Annotated in this window: 18 protein-coding genes; 17 read left to right on the top strand and 1 reads right to left on the bottom strand. The window is 65.7% G+C overall.

Going from position 1 to position 20028, the window contains the following annotated elements; genetic code table 11:
* The first annotated feature begins 220 nt into the window (after positions 1-220).
* Positions 221-553, top strand: coding sequence for a tyrosine-type recombinase/integrase (locus KA383_20355; GenBank protein ID MBP7748475.1), 333 nt, complete (start codon positions 221-223; stop codon positions 551-553).
* 1008 nt (positions 554-1561) lie between these two features.
* Here KA383_20355 and KA383_20350 read toward each other — a convergent pair.
* On the bottom strand, positions 1562-6925 hold the full coding sequence (locus KA383_20350; GenBank protein MBP7748474.1) for an RHS repeat-associated core domain-containing protein: 5364 nt from the start codon (positions 6923-6925) through the stop codon (positions 1562-1564).
* A gap of 1790 nt (positions 6926-8715) precedes the next feature.
* Here KA383_20350 and KA383_20345 point away from each other — a divergent pair.
* The 16 genes from KA383_20345 to KA383_20270 all read left to right on the top strand — a co-directional run.
* Positions 8716-8925, top strand: coding sequence for a hypothetical protein (locus KA383_20345; GenBank protein ID MBP7748473.1), 210 nt, complete (start codon positions 8716-8718; stop codon positions 8923-8925).
* Complete coding sequence (locus tag KA383_20340; protein ID MBP7748472.1) at positions 8922-9419, top strand: DUF2924 domain-containing protein; 498 nt, start codon at positions 8922-8924, stop codon at positions 9417-9419. The genes KA383_20345 and KA383_20340 overlap by 4 nt, the downstream gene beginning before the upstream one ends.
* Positions 9416-11002 (top strand): recombinase family protein, encoded by a 1587-nt coding sequence (locus KA383_20335; protein MBP7748471.1) that lies wholly within the window; start codon positions 9416-9418, stop codon positions 11000-11002. The genes KA383_20340 and KA383_20335 overlap by 4 nt, the downstream gene beginning before the upstream one ends.
* Positions 10999-11391 (top strand): hypothetical protein, encoded by a 393-nt coding sequence (locus KA383_20330; protein ID MBP7748470.1) that lies wholly within the window; start codon positions 10999-11001, stop codon positions 11389-11391. The genes KA383_20335 and KA383_20330 overlap by 4 nt, the downstream gene beginning before the upstream one ends.
* Positions 11392-11628: 237 nt before the next feature.
* Positions 11629-12042, top strand: coding sequence for a helix-turn-helix transcriptional regulator (locus KA383_20325; protein ID MBP7748469.1), 414 nt, complete (start codon positions 11629-11631; stop codon positions 12040-12042).
* Positions 12039-12776, top strand: a complete 738-nt coding sequence (locus KA383_20320) for an ImmA/IrrE family metallo-endopeptidase (protein ID MBP7748468.1) — start codon at positions 12039-12041, stop codon at positions 12774-12776. Before KA383_20325 ends, KA383_20320 begins: the two co-directional genes overlap by 4 nt.
* Positions 12777-12848: 72 nt before the next feature.
* Complete coding sequence (locus KA383_20315) at positions 12849-13223, top strand: hypothetical protein (GenBank protein MBP7748467.1); 375 nt, start codon at positions 12849-12851, stop codon at positions 13221-13223.
* A gap of 193 nt (positions 13224-13416) precedes the next feature.
* A complete protein-coding gene (locus KA383_20310; protein MBP7748466.1) occupies positions 13417-14067 on the top strand; it encodes a sigma-70 family RNA polymerase sigma factor in 651 nt (216 codons plus the stop codon).
* 13 nt (positions 14068-14080) lie between these two features.
* Positions 14081-14413 carry a hypothetical protein gene (locus KA383_20305; GenBank protein MBP7748465.1) on the top strand — a complete coding sequence of 111 codons (333 nt, stop codon included), beginning with the start codon at positions 14081-14083 and terminating at the stop codon, positions 14411-14413.
* Positions 14410-15312 carry a PD-(D/E)XK nuclease-like domain-containing protein gene (locus KA383_20300; GenBank protein ID MBP7748464.1) on the top strand — a complete coding sequence of 301 codons (903 nt, stop codon included), beginning with the start codon at positions 14410-14412 and terminating at the stop codon, positions 15310-15312. Before KA383_20305 ends, KA383_20300 begins: the two co-directional genes overlap by 4 nt.
* A 130-nt stretch (positions 15313-15442) precedes the next feature.
* Complete coding sequence (locus KA383_20295; protein MBP7748463.1) at positions 15443-16225, top strand: ATP-binding protein; 783 nt, start codon at positions 15443-15445, stop codon at positions 16223-16225.
* A gap of 2 nt (positions 16226-16227) precedes the next feature.
* Positions 16228-16680: a DUF669 domain-containing protein gene (locus tag KA383_20290; GenBank protein MBP7748462.1), complete on the top strand. Its 453-nt coding sequence runs from the start codon at positions 16228-16230 to the stop codon at positions 16678-16680.
* Positions 16668-17111, top strand: coding sequence for a RusA family crossover junction endodeoxyribonuclease (locus tag KA383_20285; protein MBP7748461.1), 444 nt, complete (start codon positions 16668-16670; stop codon positions 17109-17111). Before KA383_20290 ends, KA383_20285 begins: the two co-directional genes overlap by 13 nt.
* A 13-nt stretch (positions 17112-17124) precedes the next feature.
* Positions 17125-17844, top strand: coding sequence for a hypothetical protein (locus KA383_20280; protein MBP7748460.1), 720 nt, complete (start codon positions 17125-17127; stop codon positions 17842-17844).
* Positions 17841-18677: a hypothetical protein gene (locus KA383_20275; GenBank protein MBP7748459.1), complete on the top strand. Its 837-nt coding sequence runs from the start codon at positions 17841-17843 to the stop codon at positions 18675-18677. The genes KA383_20280 and KA383_20275 overlap by 4 nt, the downstream gene beginning before the upstream one ends.
* The coding region (locus KA383_20270) for a DEAD/DEAH box helicase family protein (GenBank protein ID MBP7748458.1) at positions 18677-20028 on the top strand (1352 nt) is incomplete at its 3' end. The genes KA383_20275 and KA383_20270, both read left to right, overlap by 1 nt.

The following is a 20028-nucleotide window of genomic DNA, read 5'->3' as shown; positions in this document are numbered from 1 at the left end:
TAGAGGGGCAGCAACCCCGTTCGAGCGAGGTCTCCCGACGGAGACGTGGACCATCCGGGCCGTGCGTAGCAGGTCGCCAGGGCAAGCGGTTCTGGCGTCGAATCTCAGGTTATGTCAGCCGCCACCGCAACCTGGGCGACACGCCTTGCGCACCGCTGCCGCGGGAGCCAAGGCGTCGCCGAACAGCCGCCCCTAGCTCGGATCGTCGGCCAGCTTCTCACTGCGCCGGCCGAAGAGCATCCGCTTCAGGTATTCATTCTCCTGCAGCAAACGCGCGGGCTGTCAGCGGGCGCGGTTCAAGGTCGCGTGTCGCGTGCGGGGCACCGAGCGGACGGCGGGGTTGACGATCCACCACGGCCGGCACACGTTCGCGTCGTTCGCGCTGGCGCGGGGCGTGTCGCCGGTCGCCGTCCAGCAGGCACTGGGGCACTCCAGCCTGAGCGTCACGAACGTGTACGCACATCTGTTGGATGATGATGGGGCGGATGGAAATCTGTTCGGCTCCGCGGAGAGAATCGCGGCGCGTGCCAGCACTGATCCATGTGCGGGCTGACTCTGTCAGTCAGTTGGCGCCGAGAGCGAAACCCATCTTGTCGTGAGACCGCATCACGCGTCGGGTAGTGCCCGCCGCGGCAAACGGAGTGCGTCGGACTTCCGATGTCACCAACCCTCGATCTACGCGATCTACATTGATGGCTGTCCCTCACTTCGCGATGGAATCGAGCCCGCCAGATCGCTTGCATCGGTTCAACGTGGCCTTCCGTACGATGCGGATGACATCGACTCCCACGAATAGCCCTCTTTCGAGGCTCAATCACACGGTCTATGCACTCAGTGGCTACACTTCGCGGTGCGGAGCGCCCCAACACCGCGCAAGACGCGCTTCTGGCTGGCCGTCAGCGCTGCCGGGCAGAACTGGTAACCTGAGGGGTTCCAGTGAAAGGTCTCGAGCGTGTGGTCTACGGACCCACTTCGCAGTCCTCCTTTCCCGGGCTTTTCGTGGCGCGCCCACACTCTGGGCACCGTTCTGAAACAAGACCCGTCAGATTGTAGCCACAGCCAGAGCAGCGCGGCGGGCCAGTCCTAGCGTGCCCATACCGCGTGGCACCCCAAAAGATGAAACAACCCAGCCATACGGAAACACATAGTCCAAACGCGCCGGGGAGGAACGCAGAAACAGCAACGATCCATCCCGATGACCATGATACAGCCCATTCATGCGAGATCTGAGGCACAGAGGTTGCCACACCAGCGACTAGAGGTGGCACAGATACAAAGATAGCAAGGACACAACGAGCTCCTCGCGCAGTATGCAATACCAGTTCGTAAACCGTCCATATCACGAACCACACTGACGTGCACTCTATTGCAGCGTTGCCGATAGGGCTGTCTGTCGCGCTGATGACTCCGATATACCAGCCTCGCGCAACGGCCAGCATGTGGGAAGCACAAATGCAGACAGCGAGGCAGTACATTGCTACGGCAATAGCAGCGTGAGCCTTCGGCGACAGTTTCTTGGATGCCCAAAGCATGTAGCTATGACCACTGTTGATGGAACGCATCAGTTGGCGCAGTTCCGATATGCTCCTTCGGCCGCCTGCGAACACGTCCTAGATTGGAAACTGCACGCGTTCCAAATCAAAGTTGGAGCGACCAGGTCCGAAATGCCACAGGCAGCCATGCATAACAAGTATGCCGGACCCCCTGTTACTAACGTTAGACAACCGACTGCACACCCGGCCAGACCAATAGCACTAGGAGCTACGGCTAATACACAGTCCTCGGCGTCTGCACGGCACTTCTTTTTGCGACAGTCTTGAACACACAGACACCACCAGTCTCGGTCGTATGAGTATTTGCCATCGCAGGGCCGAGGCTCTGGTTCTCCGCAATTGACGTTCATGCAATTGATTGCGTCGAATAAGCCGAAAGGATCCACGGCAAACATCGGCGCGTTTCTCACGTACGCAAACAAGTTGGGATCACTATGCTCTTGCACCGGGTCACGACCAAACCACCGCCCCAGTGCCGCACTGTAGTAGCGATATCCCCAATACCCCAGCTTGGTCTCGTCATCCCAGTACTTCGTGCTGAACCGCATTGGGTTTTCGGCCGCGTACGGTCCGGGATTGTCGGCTGCATCGAACGTGCCATCTTGATTGGTGTCCGGTCCGACGACGTTCCCGTACGGGTCATATTCGTACTTCGCGACCAGGGCCGTGTTCGCGCTGCTCGCCGACAGGTTTACCACCTGACCGACGTTGCCCTGAGCGTCGTGGCAGAACACATAGTCGACATACGTTGGCTGGGTCCCAGCCGAAACACGCTGATGCACGGCCAGCAGGCCACCGATGCCGCCGGCCGACTTGCGGTCGTTTACAGCCCCGTTCAGGCCGGAGAGATCCAAGCCCCACGTGTACTGCCGCACCGGGGCATCGTTCTCGTCGAGTTCCGCCAGCATGAGCCAGTCCTGCCAGACGAACTTCCGCACGTACGCGCCCTTCAGCGGGTCACTCGACCAGTCGCCGGCGCCGCCGTTGAGCGTCTGATCCCAAACCGTGACCGCCTTCCGCACGCGGCGGCCCTGATGATCATAGGCGAAATCCACCTTGACCTGTCCATCCTGCTCGGTCCCGGATGCCGGCTGAACCGCGGTGAGCCGGTTTTCGGCGTCCCATGTGTATGTTTTGGCCGCGGCTGCGTTGCCGGTGGAAATCAGCGAAACGAAGGGGTTGATGTCGGTAAAGCTCACAACGCCGTCGCCGTTGATGTCCGCGTTTTCCAGTGGACAGCCGGTCTGATACTGTGCCCAGCAGGCTTGCGGGTCCGGCTGCTGGCTGCACGTGACGGCGGATACGAACAGGTTCAGGTCGTCATTGCCCACGGTTCCGCTGCAGTTCATATCGCCAGCGACGTACGACTGCCGGAGGTTGCCGTCGGCATCGTATTCGTACCGTTCGCGTGCTACCGTGCCGCCGGTGCGGTCCCAGCGGGTGTACTGGTTCAGTTGATTGCGGGCATAGGTGACCGTGAGACCGCCGTCCGTGTAGGTCTTGCGGTTACCGATTGGATCGTACGCATAGCTCCAGTTCTCGCCCGCCCCGCCGGTCTGCACGGTGCTGGTCAATTCGTTCCGGCTATTGTAGTCCAGATCTCGCGTCAGCGTCGGCGTGAATGCCAGGCCGTCATAGGCCACGTCCGTCCGTCGGCCGAGATCGTCCGCCGCGACGGTCTGGTTGCGGTAATCATAACGCGACAGTACTGTGCTTTGGCCCTGTTTCCAGGTGTGCGTAACCACTGCGACAATGCCGCGACCTGGCTCGGGCGACCACTCGCTGCTCAAACGCTCGGTCCCCGCTGTCACGTAGCCGATGCTGCCGACAGAGTCTCTAGCGGCCTGATAGCCGTACCACGCTCCGTCGGTGGCACCTCCCCCCGGTAGGCCCGGGCCTGTGACGCGCTCCAGTCGGCCCGTCGCCCCGGTGTAGGAGTAGTCCGCCACGTACTCGCCGGCGATCGCCTGCTGTGTAAGCTGGCCGCCTTTGGCCGAGTCAAACGTCTGCGTCAGCGTCTTGGTGTAGAGCCCGCTCGTGGCGATGCTAACGCTGGTCGGCCACTGCGAATAGTCGTAGTCATAGTTCAGGCCGTATGGACCGCCTTGTGTCACGGTGTCCAGGCGGCCGCGCCGCTCGTACGTCATTGTCACGGCGGGCGTGCCGTCGCTATGCGCGATTGTGAGCAACTCCGAAGTCCGTGGGTCATAGCCGTAGGTGGTTGTGACCTGCTGTCCAGCGACGGTACGGGCCCACAGCCGCTGGAAGAGCTGCCCGTTAGCGGTGTACTGGTAGTCGACGGCCGTGTTGTCGGCGTACTTCTTCTGCTCCAGCAACCCCGTCGCGTCATCGTAGGTCCATTCGGTCACGTCGCCGTTGCCCACGCTCGGCCAGCTTGAGCCGTCCCAGCCGGTGTCAGGGGCGCGATACGTATGCAGCTTCCACCGCTCACCGTACGGCGTGTATTGGATCCAGCTCGGCTGCGGTGTGCCACCCCACGTGTACTCGATCCGGCCGTATTCGTCATAGGCGTAGTACGTATCCTTGCCGAGGGCGTCGATCACCTGCTTGACTTGCCCGGCGCCCGGTTCACCTTGCAAGTAGTATAGATACTCTGTGGTTCGATTGGCCGCGTCCTTCACTTTCCAGACGCGGCCGATCGCGTTGTACTCGGTGCCAGTCAAGATCCCTCCGCGTGATGCGAGGGTCTGGCGGCCGATTCCGTCGTATTCGTAAGATGTCTCCGCGGCCGTTCGCGAGAGCAACGACGCGAGCCGCCCATATTCCCATGTCGCAACGGCGGTGTTCGTCCAATCGCTGTGTTTGGAGTGTTCTCGCCGCGCGTGCGCCACAGCGTTCAGCGTGGTCGTCTCGATGATCTCGTCGCCCCGCTCGTCCTGAGTCGTCCCGCAGCCGATCACTTTCCAGCCGGAGCCATCCGGGTTATTGACTGTGCCGAATCCGCGGACCAGTTCCTTCTCGACAGCGAGGACACGCTCAACCCCGCCGGCCTCAACGGTCTTGGTCGTCTTCACGCGGTATGTGAGCGCGCCTGTCGTTTCCGACGACTCGATCATCTCCGTATACCGGTCGTCGCCAGTCGTGTCCAACGTCTCATCGTACGGCTCGCTGGGCTCGATGCCGCTGCGCGCTACCAGCTGCGTGCCGGACCGCTCGTACTCATAGAGCTGCGGTGCCGCCACGAGTCCCCCCGCGGAGTTGCGCGTCTCGACCTTCTTCAAGTCACCCTGGGAGTCGTAGAAATAGGTCGTGGTAAGCGTCTCGCTACCTGTGCTGCTCCAGCCGGGACGTTGCTCGGTCATCACACGACCGAGCATATCGCGCGTCGTGGTCACATAGCGCGGCGAAGGGTTGCTGCCAGTGTAGACGGTGGTCGTGAGACTCCCCTGGGCAGCGGAGTAAACATAATAGGTCGGCACCACACCGGTACCGGTCACGCTCTTGATCTGCCCGTCGCGGTAGTACGCGCGAATCTCGGTCTGTCCGTCCGGGCGGGTCGTGGTAACTTCTCGCCCATCTTCGGTCGTGAAGCCGTAGGCGTGCGTCGTCTTGAGCAGTTCCGCGCCGCTCGCGTCCAGGTCAATCTCAGCCACAACGCGCCCGGCAAGGTCAGAGATGGTCCGCATTCTGCGCAGCACGGTGAAGCTGCCGACGGTCGCGTCGAAGGCCTGCTCGTCATAACCGTGCAGGAGCGTTACGGCCGGCAGGGCCCGCGTCTCATACGTCTCGGTGCCGTACACGTACTGCTTGATCTCGCGCTTCTGCGCGCCGATCTCACGCACCTCGAGAATCGGCCGTCCGGCGGGGTCCTGCACGTACCGCGTTCTTACGCCGTCGGGGTCGGTTACGGTGCGCCTGCGGCAGCAATCTTCCCAAGCCGTGATGCGCTGCGTCCCGTTCGAGTAGCATTCCCGCGCGAGCCGCCCGCGGCTATCGTACCCGAAGAAGGTCCACTCCGTGTACTGTGCATCCGGCATGCCATCGGAGTCCCAACGGGAGCCCACAAAGGTGCGCCTACCGGCCCCATCGAATGACTCGACGCTGTTGCTGGCCGGGAAGTTCCGCGGACTCCTAATCGTATTCCCGTACGTACCGCCCAACTGCACCGTCCACGCGGATTCGTTGAAAGTCGCCGACTCGGCCGTGAAACTGCGTGTCGTCACCACCCCATCGGGCTGCTGCATCTCCTGCCAGAGCCAGCGGTCCGCCGGGAAAGGCGGAAACGGCGCCACCGAGTACCCGTAAGGTGTGTACTGGTAGAATGAGACGGTGGTCACAAGAGCAGACGAGGGATTCCAGTACCGCCACTCAGCACGAATGTGTTCCACGTTGTCCGGAACGATGTTGCTCTCGAACTTGCTGACCAGGCTGCTGTCAACATATGTCTCTTCGAGGCCGACCGTGAGACCGGCTGCGAGGGGATGACCTTCCCCATCGACGCCCTCCACCTTGGGCTCATAGGTCGTCTCGGTGTACGTGTCCCAGCTAGCGATTGAAGTGGGGCGCGCGTCGTCCTTCCACCCACGATTCACGCGCACCGTCGCGTTCGCAGAGAAATCAACCGGGTATTCGTACCATACCCATGACCCGTCGGCGTTCTCCTGCCACATTACCGCGCCAGCGAATTCGCTCGGCGGTGCATAGAACTCGCGGGTCGTTACTTCCGGACTCGGCCCATCAGGGTCGACAATCTCCGTGGTCCAGGGATCATCGACACTCGCGTGCCATGAACTACGCTTGCTCTCCGTGTACCATGCCCCCGAACTCGACCGCAGCTCGATCGTGCGATCGCGTCGCCATTGCCCGAGTTGCTGATCCGATTCCCAGACGACGGCCTCACGCCGGTACTCGACACTTCCGTCGCCGGTCGTGACCTGCCAGGAGCGATTGCCGTCCGTGCATTCAATGTCGTACCGGACTTCGATCGCGTTATCCGATCCTCTTCGCGTGATCACCAAGTGGTCGCAATCCGGGCTGGATACCTGCCACTTGAGGAGCATGGCACCGTACGGACAGCAGCCCCCCTTGTTCGGATAGCTGCAGGGCGAATCGTAGTTCACGTCCGCCTCAGAGGCGTGCAGCCGAATCTCATACTCCGTGCTGCTGATCACGCGCACCACGGCCGACGAATCGGCGCCGTCAACGGACAGGATTCCGCACGTGTCATGGGCCAAGCACGCGTCCGGGTTGTTGCGGAAATCGCATATCCTGTCGGGCCACACGCCCCAAAGCGGTACGCCGGAAATCTGAAGCAGGTCTGGATCCGCGAGCGCGAGACTGGGCGTCTGCGCTGCCAGAACCAGCCGGACTTGATGAACGGGGCTTTGCGGGTCGGCCTGGATCGAGCCCACCGCAAACTCGACTAGAGGACCGTCCCCGATTGAAACGCTTTCGGAGCCGAGGCTCCCACCTCCGCCAGCACCGCCTGCGCCGCAAGTAACGCAGCCTCCGCCAGTGTCCGCTTCGCCACGGATCTTAATGGACGCGGAATATGTGCGTTTCGTTGGATCACCGCTTGTGACCGTGATCTGCAAACGTCCGGGGTTTGGTCCGGCGCGGTATTGCCACCAGCCACCCTCGGTGGTTGTGCCCGAGGCCACGAGGACCAGGAACGGGCTCGGATTGCCGGAGAGAATGGCAATAGTGGGATCCGGTGGCATCCAGTCCTTCGCCGGCGGCGGGCACCAAGTCGCGACAATGGTGACGTCATCACCAGGACAAGGTTCAGAATTCGAGACGTCGAACGAATTGTACGCATAGCCGGGGATGCAGAGAACGCAACACGCGAGAGCGACAACCCACACATTTTGGAAACGCGAGTTCATCGAAACACCCTCCACGATACCGGAAAAAGCGGAACGAACCACACCCGCGAGACGGAACAGAGGTCAATGCCTGGCCAGAGGTTCGAGAACCTCTGGCGCACAGGCACTGCGTGTTCAACGGTTCGACACAACCACCCGTGTGCAGCCGACACAGCCGCGTGGATCATCACCAGCGCGGATCGAAGCCACCCCACCCTCGCGTTCGCACGCCCCTCAGACGCGCTAGACCGTGCGCGAGCCTTCGATAGGCACTGTAGCTTCTCCCAGCCTGCCGTCAACCGCCATGCTGGTTTTTCTGCCGATCGCAGCGACAAAGCCAGCCGCACTAGCTTGGCAGGCGCGACATTTGACCACCAGCACCAGAACTACCCAACGGTGGCGCCAGCGTTCGCGCTCAGAAAATCCGCGCTGAATGAGCACGTGCTCCATAGAACCCGGTCCGCAAACGCTTGCATTGTTGCAGGACTGCAACGCAGGCCGAGCACGAAAAGCTGGGACGCGGTCACCATGCTGTGCACAACTCGCATGCCGAGCGGGCATAACTCTATTGTTGCTGTAGACTAACGTGATCTAGGGAAGCAACTCCGCGTGCTCTCGACAAGTTACCCGCGCAGAGCGTCCGCACGGGCCCGTTCGCTGGGCCGGTCGACGCGTGTCGGCGGCGACGTGGCCGGCTACCGATGCAGGTCGACGTCGGGTTCGGCGATGCCATTTTACCGCAGCCGAAGGTCGAGGCGTTTCCGTCGCTGCGCGATCAGGACGCGCCAAGGCTGCGGATGTACTCGTCGGTGACGTCTTCCGGCCGGAGAGGCTCGCCCACGCGCGCAGCGTGCAAAACCCATCAACCGAACCGGCCGGCGAACCATAGTTCGGATGCTCTGCGGGTTCACGACCATTTTGTTAACGCGCCGCGTATGTAACCAGTAGTGGGCCGCGCTGGCCCGCGTCCCGTCGGACGACGCGCCGATCGCGAAGGAAGGCTTGTTTCGTTCAGATCGAACACTCAGAGGAGCGACGGCATAGGTGAACGGGTAGTGGGCTGGGGCGTCCCAGCCCTGACGACCGACCTGCCAGTGGGACCCGTTCATGGCTTTGCCGTACCCAATCCGAGACATCGCGCCCCATGAACGGCGCCGCGAAGTCGCCCAGATTCTGACGCGTGGCCTGCTACGCTGGCGACAGCGGCGCCGCGCTGACGGGCTCGACGCGCAGGCTCGCGGAGATCCCGGCACATGCCTTGAGGTTTCCCGCGAAACGAGGCTGAGTGCGTCGGCCGACGGCCGCGGGCTATCCCCGCGGAAGAACGGAGATGACGCATGAATCTCGACGCCGAACAGGAGGTTGCCCGCGTGCTGGCCCGGGGCCTGCTTCGCTGGCGACGCCGCATGCATGCGGCTGGCTTCGACGCGGCCCAGAACCCGGTCGAAATCCTCGCGAATCGCCTTGAGCTTTCCGGCGAAACGAGGCTCAGTGTGTCTGACGGTACCCGCGGGTTATCAGCGCGGGGCGACGGAGAAGACGCATGAGCCTTGAGGTCGAGACGCAACTCGCCGCCCTTGAAAACATGTCGGTGGGCGAGCTGCATGAACGCTACGAGGACGTCTTCGGTGAGCCATCACGTAGCCGGCACCGGCGCTACCTGATTCGCCGGATCGCGTGGCGACTCCAGGCGAACGCCGAGGGCGGGCTTACGGAACGGGCGCTGCAGCGCGCTGCCGAGCTGGCCAACGACGCGGACGTGCGCGTGATGCCGCCGCGCCACGGCGCCAAGCCGCTCGTGGCCCCGCCGGCGGCCGGCGCCGCCGTGGTGCGCGTGCCGGTAACGACCGACTCGCGTCTGCCCGCACCCGGCGCAGCGATCACGCGCAAGTACAAGGGCCGCACGATCAACGTCGTGGTCCTGCCGGACGGTTTCGAGTACGACGGCCAGCGCTACAAATCGCTCAGCGCAGTCACGACGGCCATCACCGGCTCGCACATGAACGGCTTCCGGTTCTTCCGGCTCGGGGTGACGTCATGACGCGCCGGCGGGCGAGTGTACCGGCTCCGCCCAGCGTCCAGGTGCGCTGCGCGATCTACACGCGCAAGAGCAGCGACGAGGGGCTGCAGCAGGACTTTAACTCGCTCGACGCCCAGCGCGAGGCCGCGGAGGCCTACATCGCCAGCCAGAAGGCCGAGGGCTGGGTGTGCCTGCCAGATCGGTATGACGACGGCGGTTTCACGGGCGGGAACATGGAGCGGCCGGGGCTCAAGCAGCTCCTAACCGACATCGACGCGGGCAAGGTCGACTGCGTGGTCGTCTACAAGGTCGACCGCCTCAGCCGATCGTTGATGGACTTTGCCAGGATCGTGGAGACGTTCGAGCGCCACAATGTGTCGTTCGTCTCGGTCACCCAGCACTTCAACACCACCAATTCGATGGGCCGGCTGACGCTTAACATCCTCCTGTCCTTCGCCCAATTCGAGCGCGAGATCATCGGCGAGCGCATCCGCGACAAGCTGGCCGCGTCGCGCCAGAAGGGGAAGTGGACCGGCGGCAGCCCAATTCTGGGCTACGACGTCGACCGCTCCAGCGGCGGGCCCAAGCTCGTAGTCAACGCGATCGAGGCTGCCCGCGTGCGCGAGATCTTCGAGCTGTACGCCGAACGTGGGTCGCTCTTGAGCGTGGCGGGCGAGCTGCGGCGGCGCGGGTGGACGACGAAGCGCTGGACGACCAGGTCCGGCAAGGCGAAAGGTGACCTCCCGTTCGACAAGTGCAACCTATACAGCCTGCTGCGGAACGTGCTCTACATCGGGAAGGTCCGCTACCGCCGTGATGTCTTCGCCGGCGAGCACGAAGCGATCGTGCCGGAGGAGCTGTTCCGAAGCGTACAGACGCGACTGCAGCAGAACGGGCGTTCCGGATGCGCGGAGGTGCGGAACCGGCACGGCGCCCTGCTGCGCGGCCTCCTGTACTGCAAGGCGTGCGGTCGCGTGATGACGCACACGTTCACCGGCCGCGGCAATAAGCACTATCGCTACTACGTCTGCACCAACGCGATCAAGAAGGGCTGGGACAACTGCCCGACCAAGTCGCTGCCGGCGGCGGAGATCGACCGGGCGGTGGTCGACCAGATCCGCTGCATCGGTCAAGACGCCGAGCTGCTGGGCGAGACGCTGGCCGAAGCGCAGCGCCACGTGCGGACTCAGACGGAGCGGCTCGCGGTCGAGCGCCGCAGTCTGGAGCGCGGACTGGCCCGGGCGTACACCGGAATTCGCGAGCTCGCGTCCACCCCGGCGTCGCCGGCGGCGAGTGCCCAGATCGCCCACCTCAACGAACAGATCCGCGACGCCGAGCACCGGGTGGCCGAGATCGCCGCGCAGACGGTCGAGCTCCAGCGCGACCTCGTGACCGAGGCGGACGTGGCGGCAGCGTCCGCCGACTTCGACAACGTCTGGCGTGCCCTCAGCCCACGCGAGCAGGCGCGGCTCGTCCACCTGCTTGTCGCGCGTGTCGAATTCGACCCGACCGACAGCACGATCGAGCTGACGTTCCACCCGACGGGCATCCGGGCGCTGGCGGGCGGCGCCGGTGCAGACGCGCACGTGGAGGACGCGGCGTGATCACCGTGAAACGCAAGGTGCATTTCGTGCGGCGGGCCCATGGGCGACGCGTGGCGAAGCCCGTCACCGAGGATATTCCCGCGCCGTCGCCGGGCCGCGTGCCGCGCGTAGCGCGCCTGATGGCCCTGGCGATCCGTTTCGACGGGCTGATCCGCGAGGGCAGGGTCACCGACCAGTCCGACCTGGCTCGCCTCGCACACATCACACAGCCACGCTTGACGCAGATCATGAACCTCAACCACCTCGCCCCCGACATCCAGGAGCAACTGCTTTTCCTGCCGCTCGTTACCTGCGGTCGCGACACGATCCACGAGCGGATGCTACGGCCAATCGCGGCCCAGACGCGCTGGCAGGCACAGCGGCAGCTGTGGAATGCCCTTAACGCTTGATCGGCGGCGCACAACCTCCACTCGGCCAGCAAGTTGCAGAAAAGCGCATCCGGGCTTGACAAACATCGTGCCGAACATTACCCTAACAACATGATCGGTCGAAGGGCGTTCGACCGATGCCAGCCCGGAATTGCCGGCGGCAGGCCAAGGAATCGCCACCCAAGGATGGGGGCCGCCGGCGCATAAACCGCATGCCGTGCGCCCGCTCCGTCGGGCGTCCGGGCGTGCCTCGGCGACATGGATCACGCAACACGAACTACCGCGCAGGCGGAGCGCCTGCGCTCCGGCTCCGACCGCCATTTTGGTGAGGCCATCCGCCGCAAGCGGCTGGCCAAGGGGCTCGGGCTGCGGCGCTTCGCGCAACTCGTCGGCGTCAGCCCGACGTACGTGTCGCAGGTCGAACAGGGCAACGTCGATCCGCCGACGGCCGAACGCGTCGCGCGGATGGCGCAGCTCCTGGACGAACCTGCCGATGCGCTGATCGCCCTCGCCGGCCGCATGCCTCAGGACCTGCCCGCGATCATCCGTTCCCAGCCGCTCGAGTTGGCAGCCTTCCTGCGCGAGGCGCGCGGGCTGACACGCGCGCAGCTGCAGGACTTTGTGGAGCAGGCGAAACGGCTCAACGCGGAGAACCGGAGGTCTGGGCCGTGAGTACGTGGGCATCAGGGGAAACGCCGCGGCAGGTGCCGTACCTGACCGCGCGCGAGATCGAGCGGCGGGCGATGGCGCTGCTGGCGGACTATGAACGCCGGCACGGACCGGTGGCGGAGCCACCCGTGCCGATCGACGAGATCCTGGAACTGCATCTGGGTCTGCAACTGGAGTTCGGCGATCTGCGCGAACGGCTGGGCCGGCCCGGGGTGCTGGGCGCCCTGCTGACCAACGAGCGGTGCGTCGCCATCGACGGTCACCTCGACCCGAACGCGCACCCGCGGCAGGAAGGGCGCTACCGCTTCACGCTGGCGCATGAGGTCGGCCACTGGGTGCTGCACCGTCACCTCCAGGGCGCCACGCTGGTGGAGCTGGCTACCGAGCATACCTCGCATGGCGGGCGCAGCCGCGAACGGCAGCGGATTGAGGTGCAGGCGAACCTCTTTGCCTCGTGCCTGCTCATGCCGCGGCTGCTGGTTCGCCAGGTCTGGCGCGACATTCGCGGCAGCGACAGCCCGTTCTGTGTTGATGCCGTCGACGAGCGCAGCTCGTACGCCACGCTGCGCGCGGTGCTACGCTCTGTGCTGTCGCCCTATGACGAACGGGGGCCGGACGACGTGCTGCTCGAGCATTTCAGCCGGCCGTTTGCGGCGCGGTTTCAGGTGTCCGCGGAGGCGATGCGCATCCGACTGGAGCAGCTGCAGCTCGTGATCCGGACGGACCGCAGAAGGTAGCGGCGACCGCGGCTTGTTTTTTTGTCCACAGTGTTTACCGGCCAATACACAGGCGATTCAGGGAACGGAAGCATGAGTAAGAGCAGAATCAAGTCCGGGCCGCAGGGCGCGTCTGTCACGGATGCCAGCGTGCGCAACCTGCGTCCGGATGAACAGAAGCTGATCGCGCTTTCGCGTCAGGTGGGGTATGGCTGGCTGACGAACATCGCCGTGCGGGACGGCCAGCTCGTTTTCACAGCACAGCCGCGCGCCCGGCGCAAGTTCCGGCTCGGCAAGCCCGATGCGGGGCGCCACACGCAGCCGATGGCGGAGGATTTCAAGCTCAAGGCGCACCACCTTGATCTGATCGAGCGGCTGCGCCGCGTACAGAACGGCATGATCGTCAGCATCGAAGTGCAGGACGGTCTGCCGGTCGATCTGACCCTCGAGGAGGACGTCAACGTGTAGCCCGGTTCACGCCCGGTCCAGTGTGCCCAAAACCAGATAAACGACTCGTCAACTGACTGGCCGCGAATGCGGAGGTCGTTGGGTGTCGCCGTAGCCGGCGATCGCTCAACCCTCCGCATCGCGGCCAGCGCTCTTACTGCGCGCTGAGTTCGGCTGACACCCACGGCCCCGCCTCCGGCCCCGGAGGCCACCCGTGGAAGCCGAATCCGCCCGTGGCGCCGTCCTCGGCGCCTACACCCAAAAACTCATCCGCATCAAAGCCCGACAGCTCATCCGGACGCCCTGGTTCGAACGCTACGAGCGCGAGGACCTGCAGCAGGAACTGCTGCTGTACGTCCTCAAGCACATCGGCAAGTTCGATCCGGACAAGGCCAAGCTCACCACCTTCATCAACCGCATCGTGGACTCGCACGCTGCCATGCTCGTACGCGATCGGCGCCGCGCGAAACGGGCGCCAGGCTTCTTCGCGCGCTCGATCGAGACGCTGCGCGAGAACGTGACCGACGAACCCGTATCCGGCGCGGGGGCGCTGGCTGAGGACGACGGCCTGCGCCGGCTTGGGCTGGCCGCTGGCGATCCACAGGCCACGCGCGACATGCGCGCCGCCGTTGCCCGTGTTGTCGCCGGCCTACCCGCCCCCCTGGCGGAGGTCTGCGCCCGGCTGGTGGACGGCAACGTCGCTTCCGTCGCCCGCGAGTTGGGCATTTCGCGTCGTCAGGTTGGCAACGCGATCGCTGAGCTGCGGCGGCGCTTCACGGCGGCAGGCCTGGACCTCACCACGGGGGCGGACACGCCAGACGGGCACGGCATAGGTAGCCGGATGGAGAGCCAACCGGGCTCGTGACGGGAGACCGCTGATGACCTCGGGCGTGTATCGATTCCTGCTCAAACCTGACGTGCCCCTCGACGAGGCCGAGATGTCCCTGCAGTTGGCCATTCTCGCCGCGGAGGGGCTGTTCGGCGGGGCCCGCGTCCGGATGGAGGCGGGTTACCGCTTGGACGAACCGCAGCGCGCGCTGCTCGTGGATGCAAATACCGAGGTTGGCAGTGCGGTCGTCCGCATCTTCACAGCTTTCCTCACGCGCGAGTTCGGTGAGACGCGCTTTGAGGTGCGGCGCATCGAGGGTCCGAAGAACGCCGGCGCCGGGGCTCACACCGGACCGGAGGTCGGCGCGGAGGTCAGCTTGTGACATCCGCACGCGTGCCACTCGTGTCACTCGGTCAAGGGGACTATCGCCGCGACTACCAGCCGGAGGACCTGGGCATGAAGCCCACGCAGCCTGATTCGCTGAACCTGCATTTTCTGATCCGCGAGCCCGCAGACGTTTATCACGCCAAAAGCGCGGACCACGTCACATCGCACACCCTGAACGACTTCCGCCGGTGTCCGCTGCTGTTCCGCAAGAAGGAACTCGGTCTCGTGCCGGAGCGGGACACGACGGCCTACCTGATCGGCCGAGCGGCGCACGCGCTGATCCTGGAGGGCCGCGAGCGCTACCAGCGCGAGTTCGCCGTCGGCGGGCCAATCAATCCGAAGACGGGCCAGCCGTTCGGCTCGAACACGAAGGCGTTCGCGGAGTGGGCCGAACGGCAGAACCGGCCCGTGCTCAGCGATGCCCATGCCGCGTTGGTCGAGCAGATGGCCGCGGCGGTGAAGGGGCACGCGCTGGCGGGCGAGCTGCTGGCGGAGGGCGTCGCCGAAGGCGTCGTGCGCTGCGAGTACGCGCAGTTCCAGTGCCAGGCGCGGATCGACTGGATCAGCCCGCGGCTCGAGCACGGGATGGTCGACCTGAAGACCACGGACGACCTGGACTCGTTCGAGTTCGCGCTCCGCGCGCTGGGGTACGTCCATCAGGTCGCGTTCTACCGCGCGCTCGTCGCGCTGGTCAGCGGCCACGTTCTCCCCGTGCACATTGTGGCCGTCGAGAAGCGCGAGCCGTTCCGCGTCGGCGTCTGGCGGATCGCGTCGGAAGTGCTCGACCAGGCGCAGGCCCAGAACGAGGAGGCAATGGCCGAGCTGCGCCGCTGCCGCGCGACCGGCAACTGGTTCACCCGTTACGAGGGGCTGCGCGTGATCGACCGCCTGTGAGCCCGGGCGCGGGGCCGGATGGCGTGGCCGTCAACCCCACACCTCCTCCCCCTCGCTCGAAACGGCCCGGACTCCCTGTACCGGCCCCGCGCCCGGATTCATGGCAGAAGGCACGAAGGAGAACGAACACATGAAGCTGCTGGAACAGGTGCAACGGGGGGTGGTCAGCGCCCCGCGGCGAACGGTGATTTACGGCGTGGGCGGCGTGGGCAAGAGCACGTTCGCCGCGATGGCCCCCCGTCCGATCTTCATCCCCACCGAGGACGGGCTGGCTGGCATTGACTGCCACCGGTTCCCGCTGGCGGGCAGCGTCGCCGACGTGATCGCGGCGCTGGGCGAGCTGTACACCGAGCCGCACGAGTACCAGACGGTCGTCATCGACTCGCTGGACTGGCTCCAGACGCTCGTCTTCGCGCGCATCTGCAAGGAACGCGGCGTCGAGAGTATCGAGGACATCCCCTACGGCAAGGGCTACGTGTTCGCGCTGACGCCGTGGCGCGAGGTGCTGGCCGGGCTGGATGCGCTGCGGAACGACCGCGGTCTGGGCGTTATCCTGATCGCCCACGCCCAGATCGAGCGCTTCGCCGATCCCCGCCTGGACACGTACGACCGCTACAGCCCGCGGCTTCAGAAGCTGGCGTCGGCCCTGATCCAGGAATGGGCCGACGAGGTCCTGTTCGCGACCTACAAGGTCCACACCAAGACCACCACCGAGGCGTTCGACCGCAAGCGCGTGCAGGCAATCGGCGACGGCGTGCGCATCCTCTGCACGACCGAGCGGCCCGCGCACGTGGCCAAGAACCGCCTCGGGCTGCCGGAGGAGATCCCCCTGGACTACCGCATCTACGCCGCCTTCCTGCGCGGCGAGAACCCCCTGGCTGACACGGAAACCCCCAACCCAGAAGGAGACTGAACGTGGCGAACCTGAACGGCTTTGACGCCGGCGCCGTGGACCCGAACTTCGCGTTCGATCCGGTCCCGGCCGGGAAGTACACGGCGGTGATCACCGCCAGCGAGATGAAGCCCACCAAGAAGGGCACCGGCCAGTATCTGGAGCTGACGTTCCAGATCATCGAGGGCGAGCACAAGGGGCGGAACCTGTGGGCCCGCCTGAACCTCGACAACCCCGACGCGACGGCGGTCAAGATCGCCCGCGCGGAGCTGTCGGCGATCTGCCGGGCGGTGGGCGTGCTGGCGCCACAGGACTCGGTCGAGCTGCACAACCTCCCGCTGACCGTCAAGGTCGGCGTCAAGAACCGCGACGACACCGGCGAGCCGACGAACGTCATCAAGGGCTACGAGAAGAAGGGCGCGGCTGCGGCGCGACCGGCGGTGATCGGCAACGGGAAAGCGCCATGGCAGCGGTAGCGCCGGTGACGATCGAGCTGCCCTGGCCGCCGTCGGTGAACCACTACTACCGGCGAGTCGGCCCGCGGACGCTGATCAGCCGGGCCGGGCGGGAGTTCCGACGACGGGTAGCGCGCATTCTGGCAGCGCGCCGCCTGTCGCCGGCGCAAGGCCGGCTGGCGGTGACGGTGGAGGTGTACCCGCCCGACCGCCGGCGCCGCGATATCGACAACCTGCTGAAGGCCGTGCTCGACGCCTGCCAGCACGGCGGCGCGTTCCCCGACGACAGCCGGATCGTCTGGCTGTTGATTCACCGGACACAGGTCGTGCGCGGCGGACGCGTGATCGTGACGATTCGCGACCTGGCGAACAGGCCGCCGCCCCCGACTGACGCGGACATCTGGACCGCCCGCGACCGGGAGGCGGGCGGGTGGTCCCCATCCCTGAACTGAGAGGAGAACCCATATGGCTGAGCAACTGATCGACCTGGCGGTCGTGCGGATCGATGGCGAAACGCAGCCCCGCACAGCGATCAACCCGGGCATCGTGCAGGAGTACGCCGAGGCGCTGGAGGCGGGCACCGAATTCCCCGCCGTCACGATCGTCCACGACGGCGCGACGCACTGGCTCGTGGACGGGTTCCACCGCTTCTTCGCGCATCGCCGCCTGAACCGGCCGCAGATCAAGGCCGAGGTGCTCGCCGGCGAGCTGGCCGATGCCAGATGGCTGAGCGTGGCGGCGAACAAGGCGCACGGGCTGCGGCGCACGAACGAGGACAAGGCCAAGGCCGTCACGCGCGCGCTGAAGCTCCGCCCCGACCTGGGAAACCCGACCATTGCGGAGCACGTCGGGGTCGACGAGAAGACCGTGCGACGGCACCGCGAGATCCTGGAGCAGCGGCAAGCGCCCCGGAGCTCAGGTTCGGAAATTCCGAACCTGCCGACGCGCGTCGGCCGTGACGGCAAGCGCTACCCGGCCCGCCACGGCGCCCGGGGTCCGCGCCGCATCGCCAGGAACGCCTTCCAGCCCATCCGGGGGCACAGCAACCCCCCGCCCATGCGGGCCCTCAGCATGCCCCAGGACCCGGTCATGGGCGCCCGCACGCTCATCGAGCTGTTCGACACGACCTACCTCCGGGCCCTCGTGGCCTTCCTCACCAAGCACCTCGAAGGAGTTACCGCATGAAACTCGAAGATCTGTTCAGTCGTCACGACCCCTACATGACGGTGGTCGACGTCACGCCGGAACTGGCGGAGGAGATCATCAGCCACTGCAACACGCGCAACCGCTCGCTCAGCGACAAGCACGTCGACTATCTGGCGGAGGAGATGCGCTCCGGCCGGTGGCGGCTCACGCACCAGGGCATCGCCTTCAGCCCGAACCGCGTGCTCCTGGATGGCCAGCATCGGCTGTGGGCCGTCGCGATGTCGGGTGTCACCGTCCCGATGCGCATCTTCGTCAACCTGCCCGAGGAGATCATGGAGGCGGTCGACACCGGCCGCATCCGCACGAACGACCAGATCATCAGCCTGGGCGGCGACCTCGGGAAGATCACTGCCGCCGAGCTGGCGACGCTGCGGGCGATGCTCTCGGCGTGTGAAGCGCCGCGCCGCCGGTCGGCGGGCGAGGAGCACGTGCTGTTGCGGAACCACCTCGACGCGGTCCGCTTCGCAATGCGGCTGCTGCCGCGTAGCAGCTACCGCGGCGTGGCCAATGGGACGACCCGGGCGGTGCTTGCGCGGGCCTGGTACTCGAGCGACCGCGGTCGCCTGCGGCGCTTCGCGGATGTGCTGCAGACGGGCCTGCCGCAGGACGAGGGCGATCAGGCGGCGCTGACGCTGATTCAGTTCCTGATCAAGACGGCGGGCCACACGTCGAGTGCCATGCGCCGCGAACGCTACCAGAAGACGGAGCGGGCGCTGCAGGCGTACTTGAGCCGCGAGCCGATGACCAAGCTCTACGCAGCCACCGAGGAGCTGTTCCCTCTGCCGGAAGAGGCCCGCCGAGCGAGCGCCTGATGCAGCTGCGTCCCTACCAGTTGGAGGCCGTCGCGGCCGTCTACCGCCATCTGCGCGAGCGGGATGACCACCCCTGCGTGGTCATCCCGACCGCCGGCGGCAAGACGCCGGTCGTCGCGCACATCTGCCGGGACGCCGTGCAGCTCTGGGGCGGTAAAGTGCTGGTCCTGGCGCACGTGAAGGAGTTGCTCGAGCAGGCGGCCGAGAAGCTGCGAGCCGTCGCACCCGACCTGCCCTTCGGCCTGTACTCGGCCGGGCTGAAGCGCCGCGATCTGGGCTATGCCGTTACCGTGGCGGGCATCCAGTCGGTCTATCAGCGCGCCGCCGACATCGGCCGGGTCGACCTCGTGATCGTCGATGAGGCCCATCTGATTCCGCCCGACGGCGAGGGCATGTACCGCACGCTGTTGGCGGACATGCTCCGCATCAACCCGCAGATGCGCGTGATTGGCTTCACGGCTACGCCGTTCCGGATGCGCACCGGAACGATCTGTTCGCCGGAGAACATCCTCAACGCGGTCTGCTACGAGATTGGCGTCCGCGAGCTGATCGTGCAGGGCTACCTGTGCCCGTTGCGCACCAAGGCGGGCACGCAGAAGCCCGACACCGACAAGCTGCACGTCCGCGCCGGTGAATACGTCGCCAGCGAGGTCGAGCAGCTCATGGACGAGGACAACCTCGTCCAGGCCGCGTGCCGGGAAATCATCGCACACACGCAGGGACGCCAGGCCGTGCTGATCTTCGCGGCGGGCGTGGCGCACGCCCAGCACGTGGCGCGCGTGCTGCACGACCGGCACGGCGTGGAGTGTGGCTTCGTCTGCGGCGACACGCTGCCGTTCGAGCGCGACGAGACGCTGCGGCGGTTCCGGGGCGGCGACCTCAAATATCTCGTCAACGTCAACGTCCTCACGACCGGGTTCGACGCCCCGAACATCGACTGCGTCGCGCTGCTGCGGCCGACGCTCTCGCCCGGGCTGTATTACCAGATGGTCGGGCGGGGATTCCGGCTGCACCCGGGCAAGACGGACTGCGTGGTGCTCGATTTCGGCGGCAATGTCCTGCGGCATGGGCCGGTCGATCAGCTCTGTGTCGACGGCCGGCCGCCCGGAGCCGGCGAAGCGCCGGTAAAGGAGTGCCCAAGCTGCCACGAGCTGGTGGCCGCGGGCTACGCGACCTGCCCGGCCTGCGGGCACGTCTTCCCGCCGCGCGAGATGCGGCAGCACGAGCGGCGTGCCAGCGACGCCGGCATCCTGTCCGATCAGGTGACGCGCGTCGATTACGACGTCGAGGAGGTCTTCTACGCCGTCCACACGAAGCGCAACGCGCCGCCCGATGCGCCGCGGACCCTGCG

The organism is Phycisphaerae bacterium, from assembly GCA_017999985.1.
Taxonomy (GTDB): domain Bacteria; phylum Planctomycetota; class Phycisphaerae; order UBA1845; family Fen-1342; genus JAGNKU01.
This window is presented reverse-complemented; position numbering and strand designations above follow the sequence as displayed.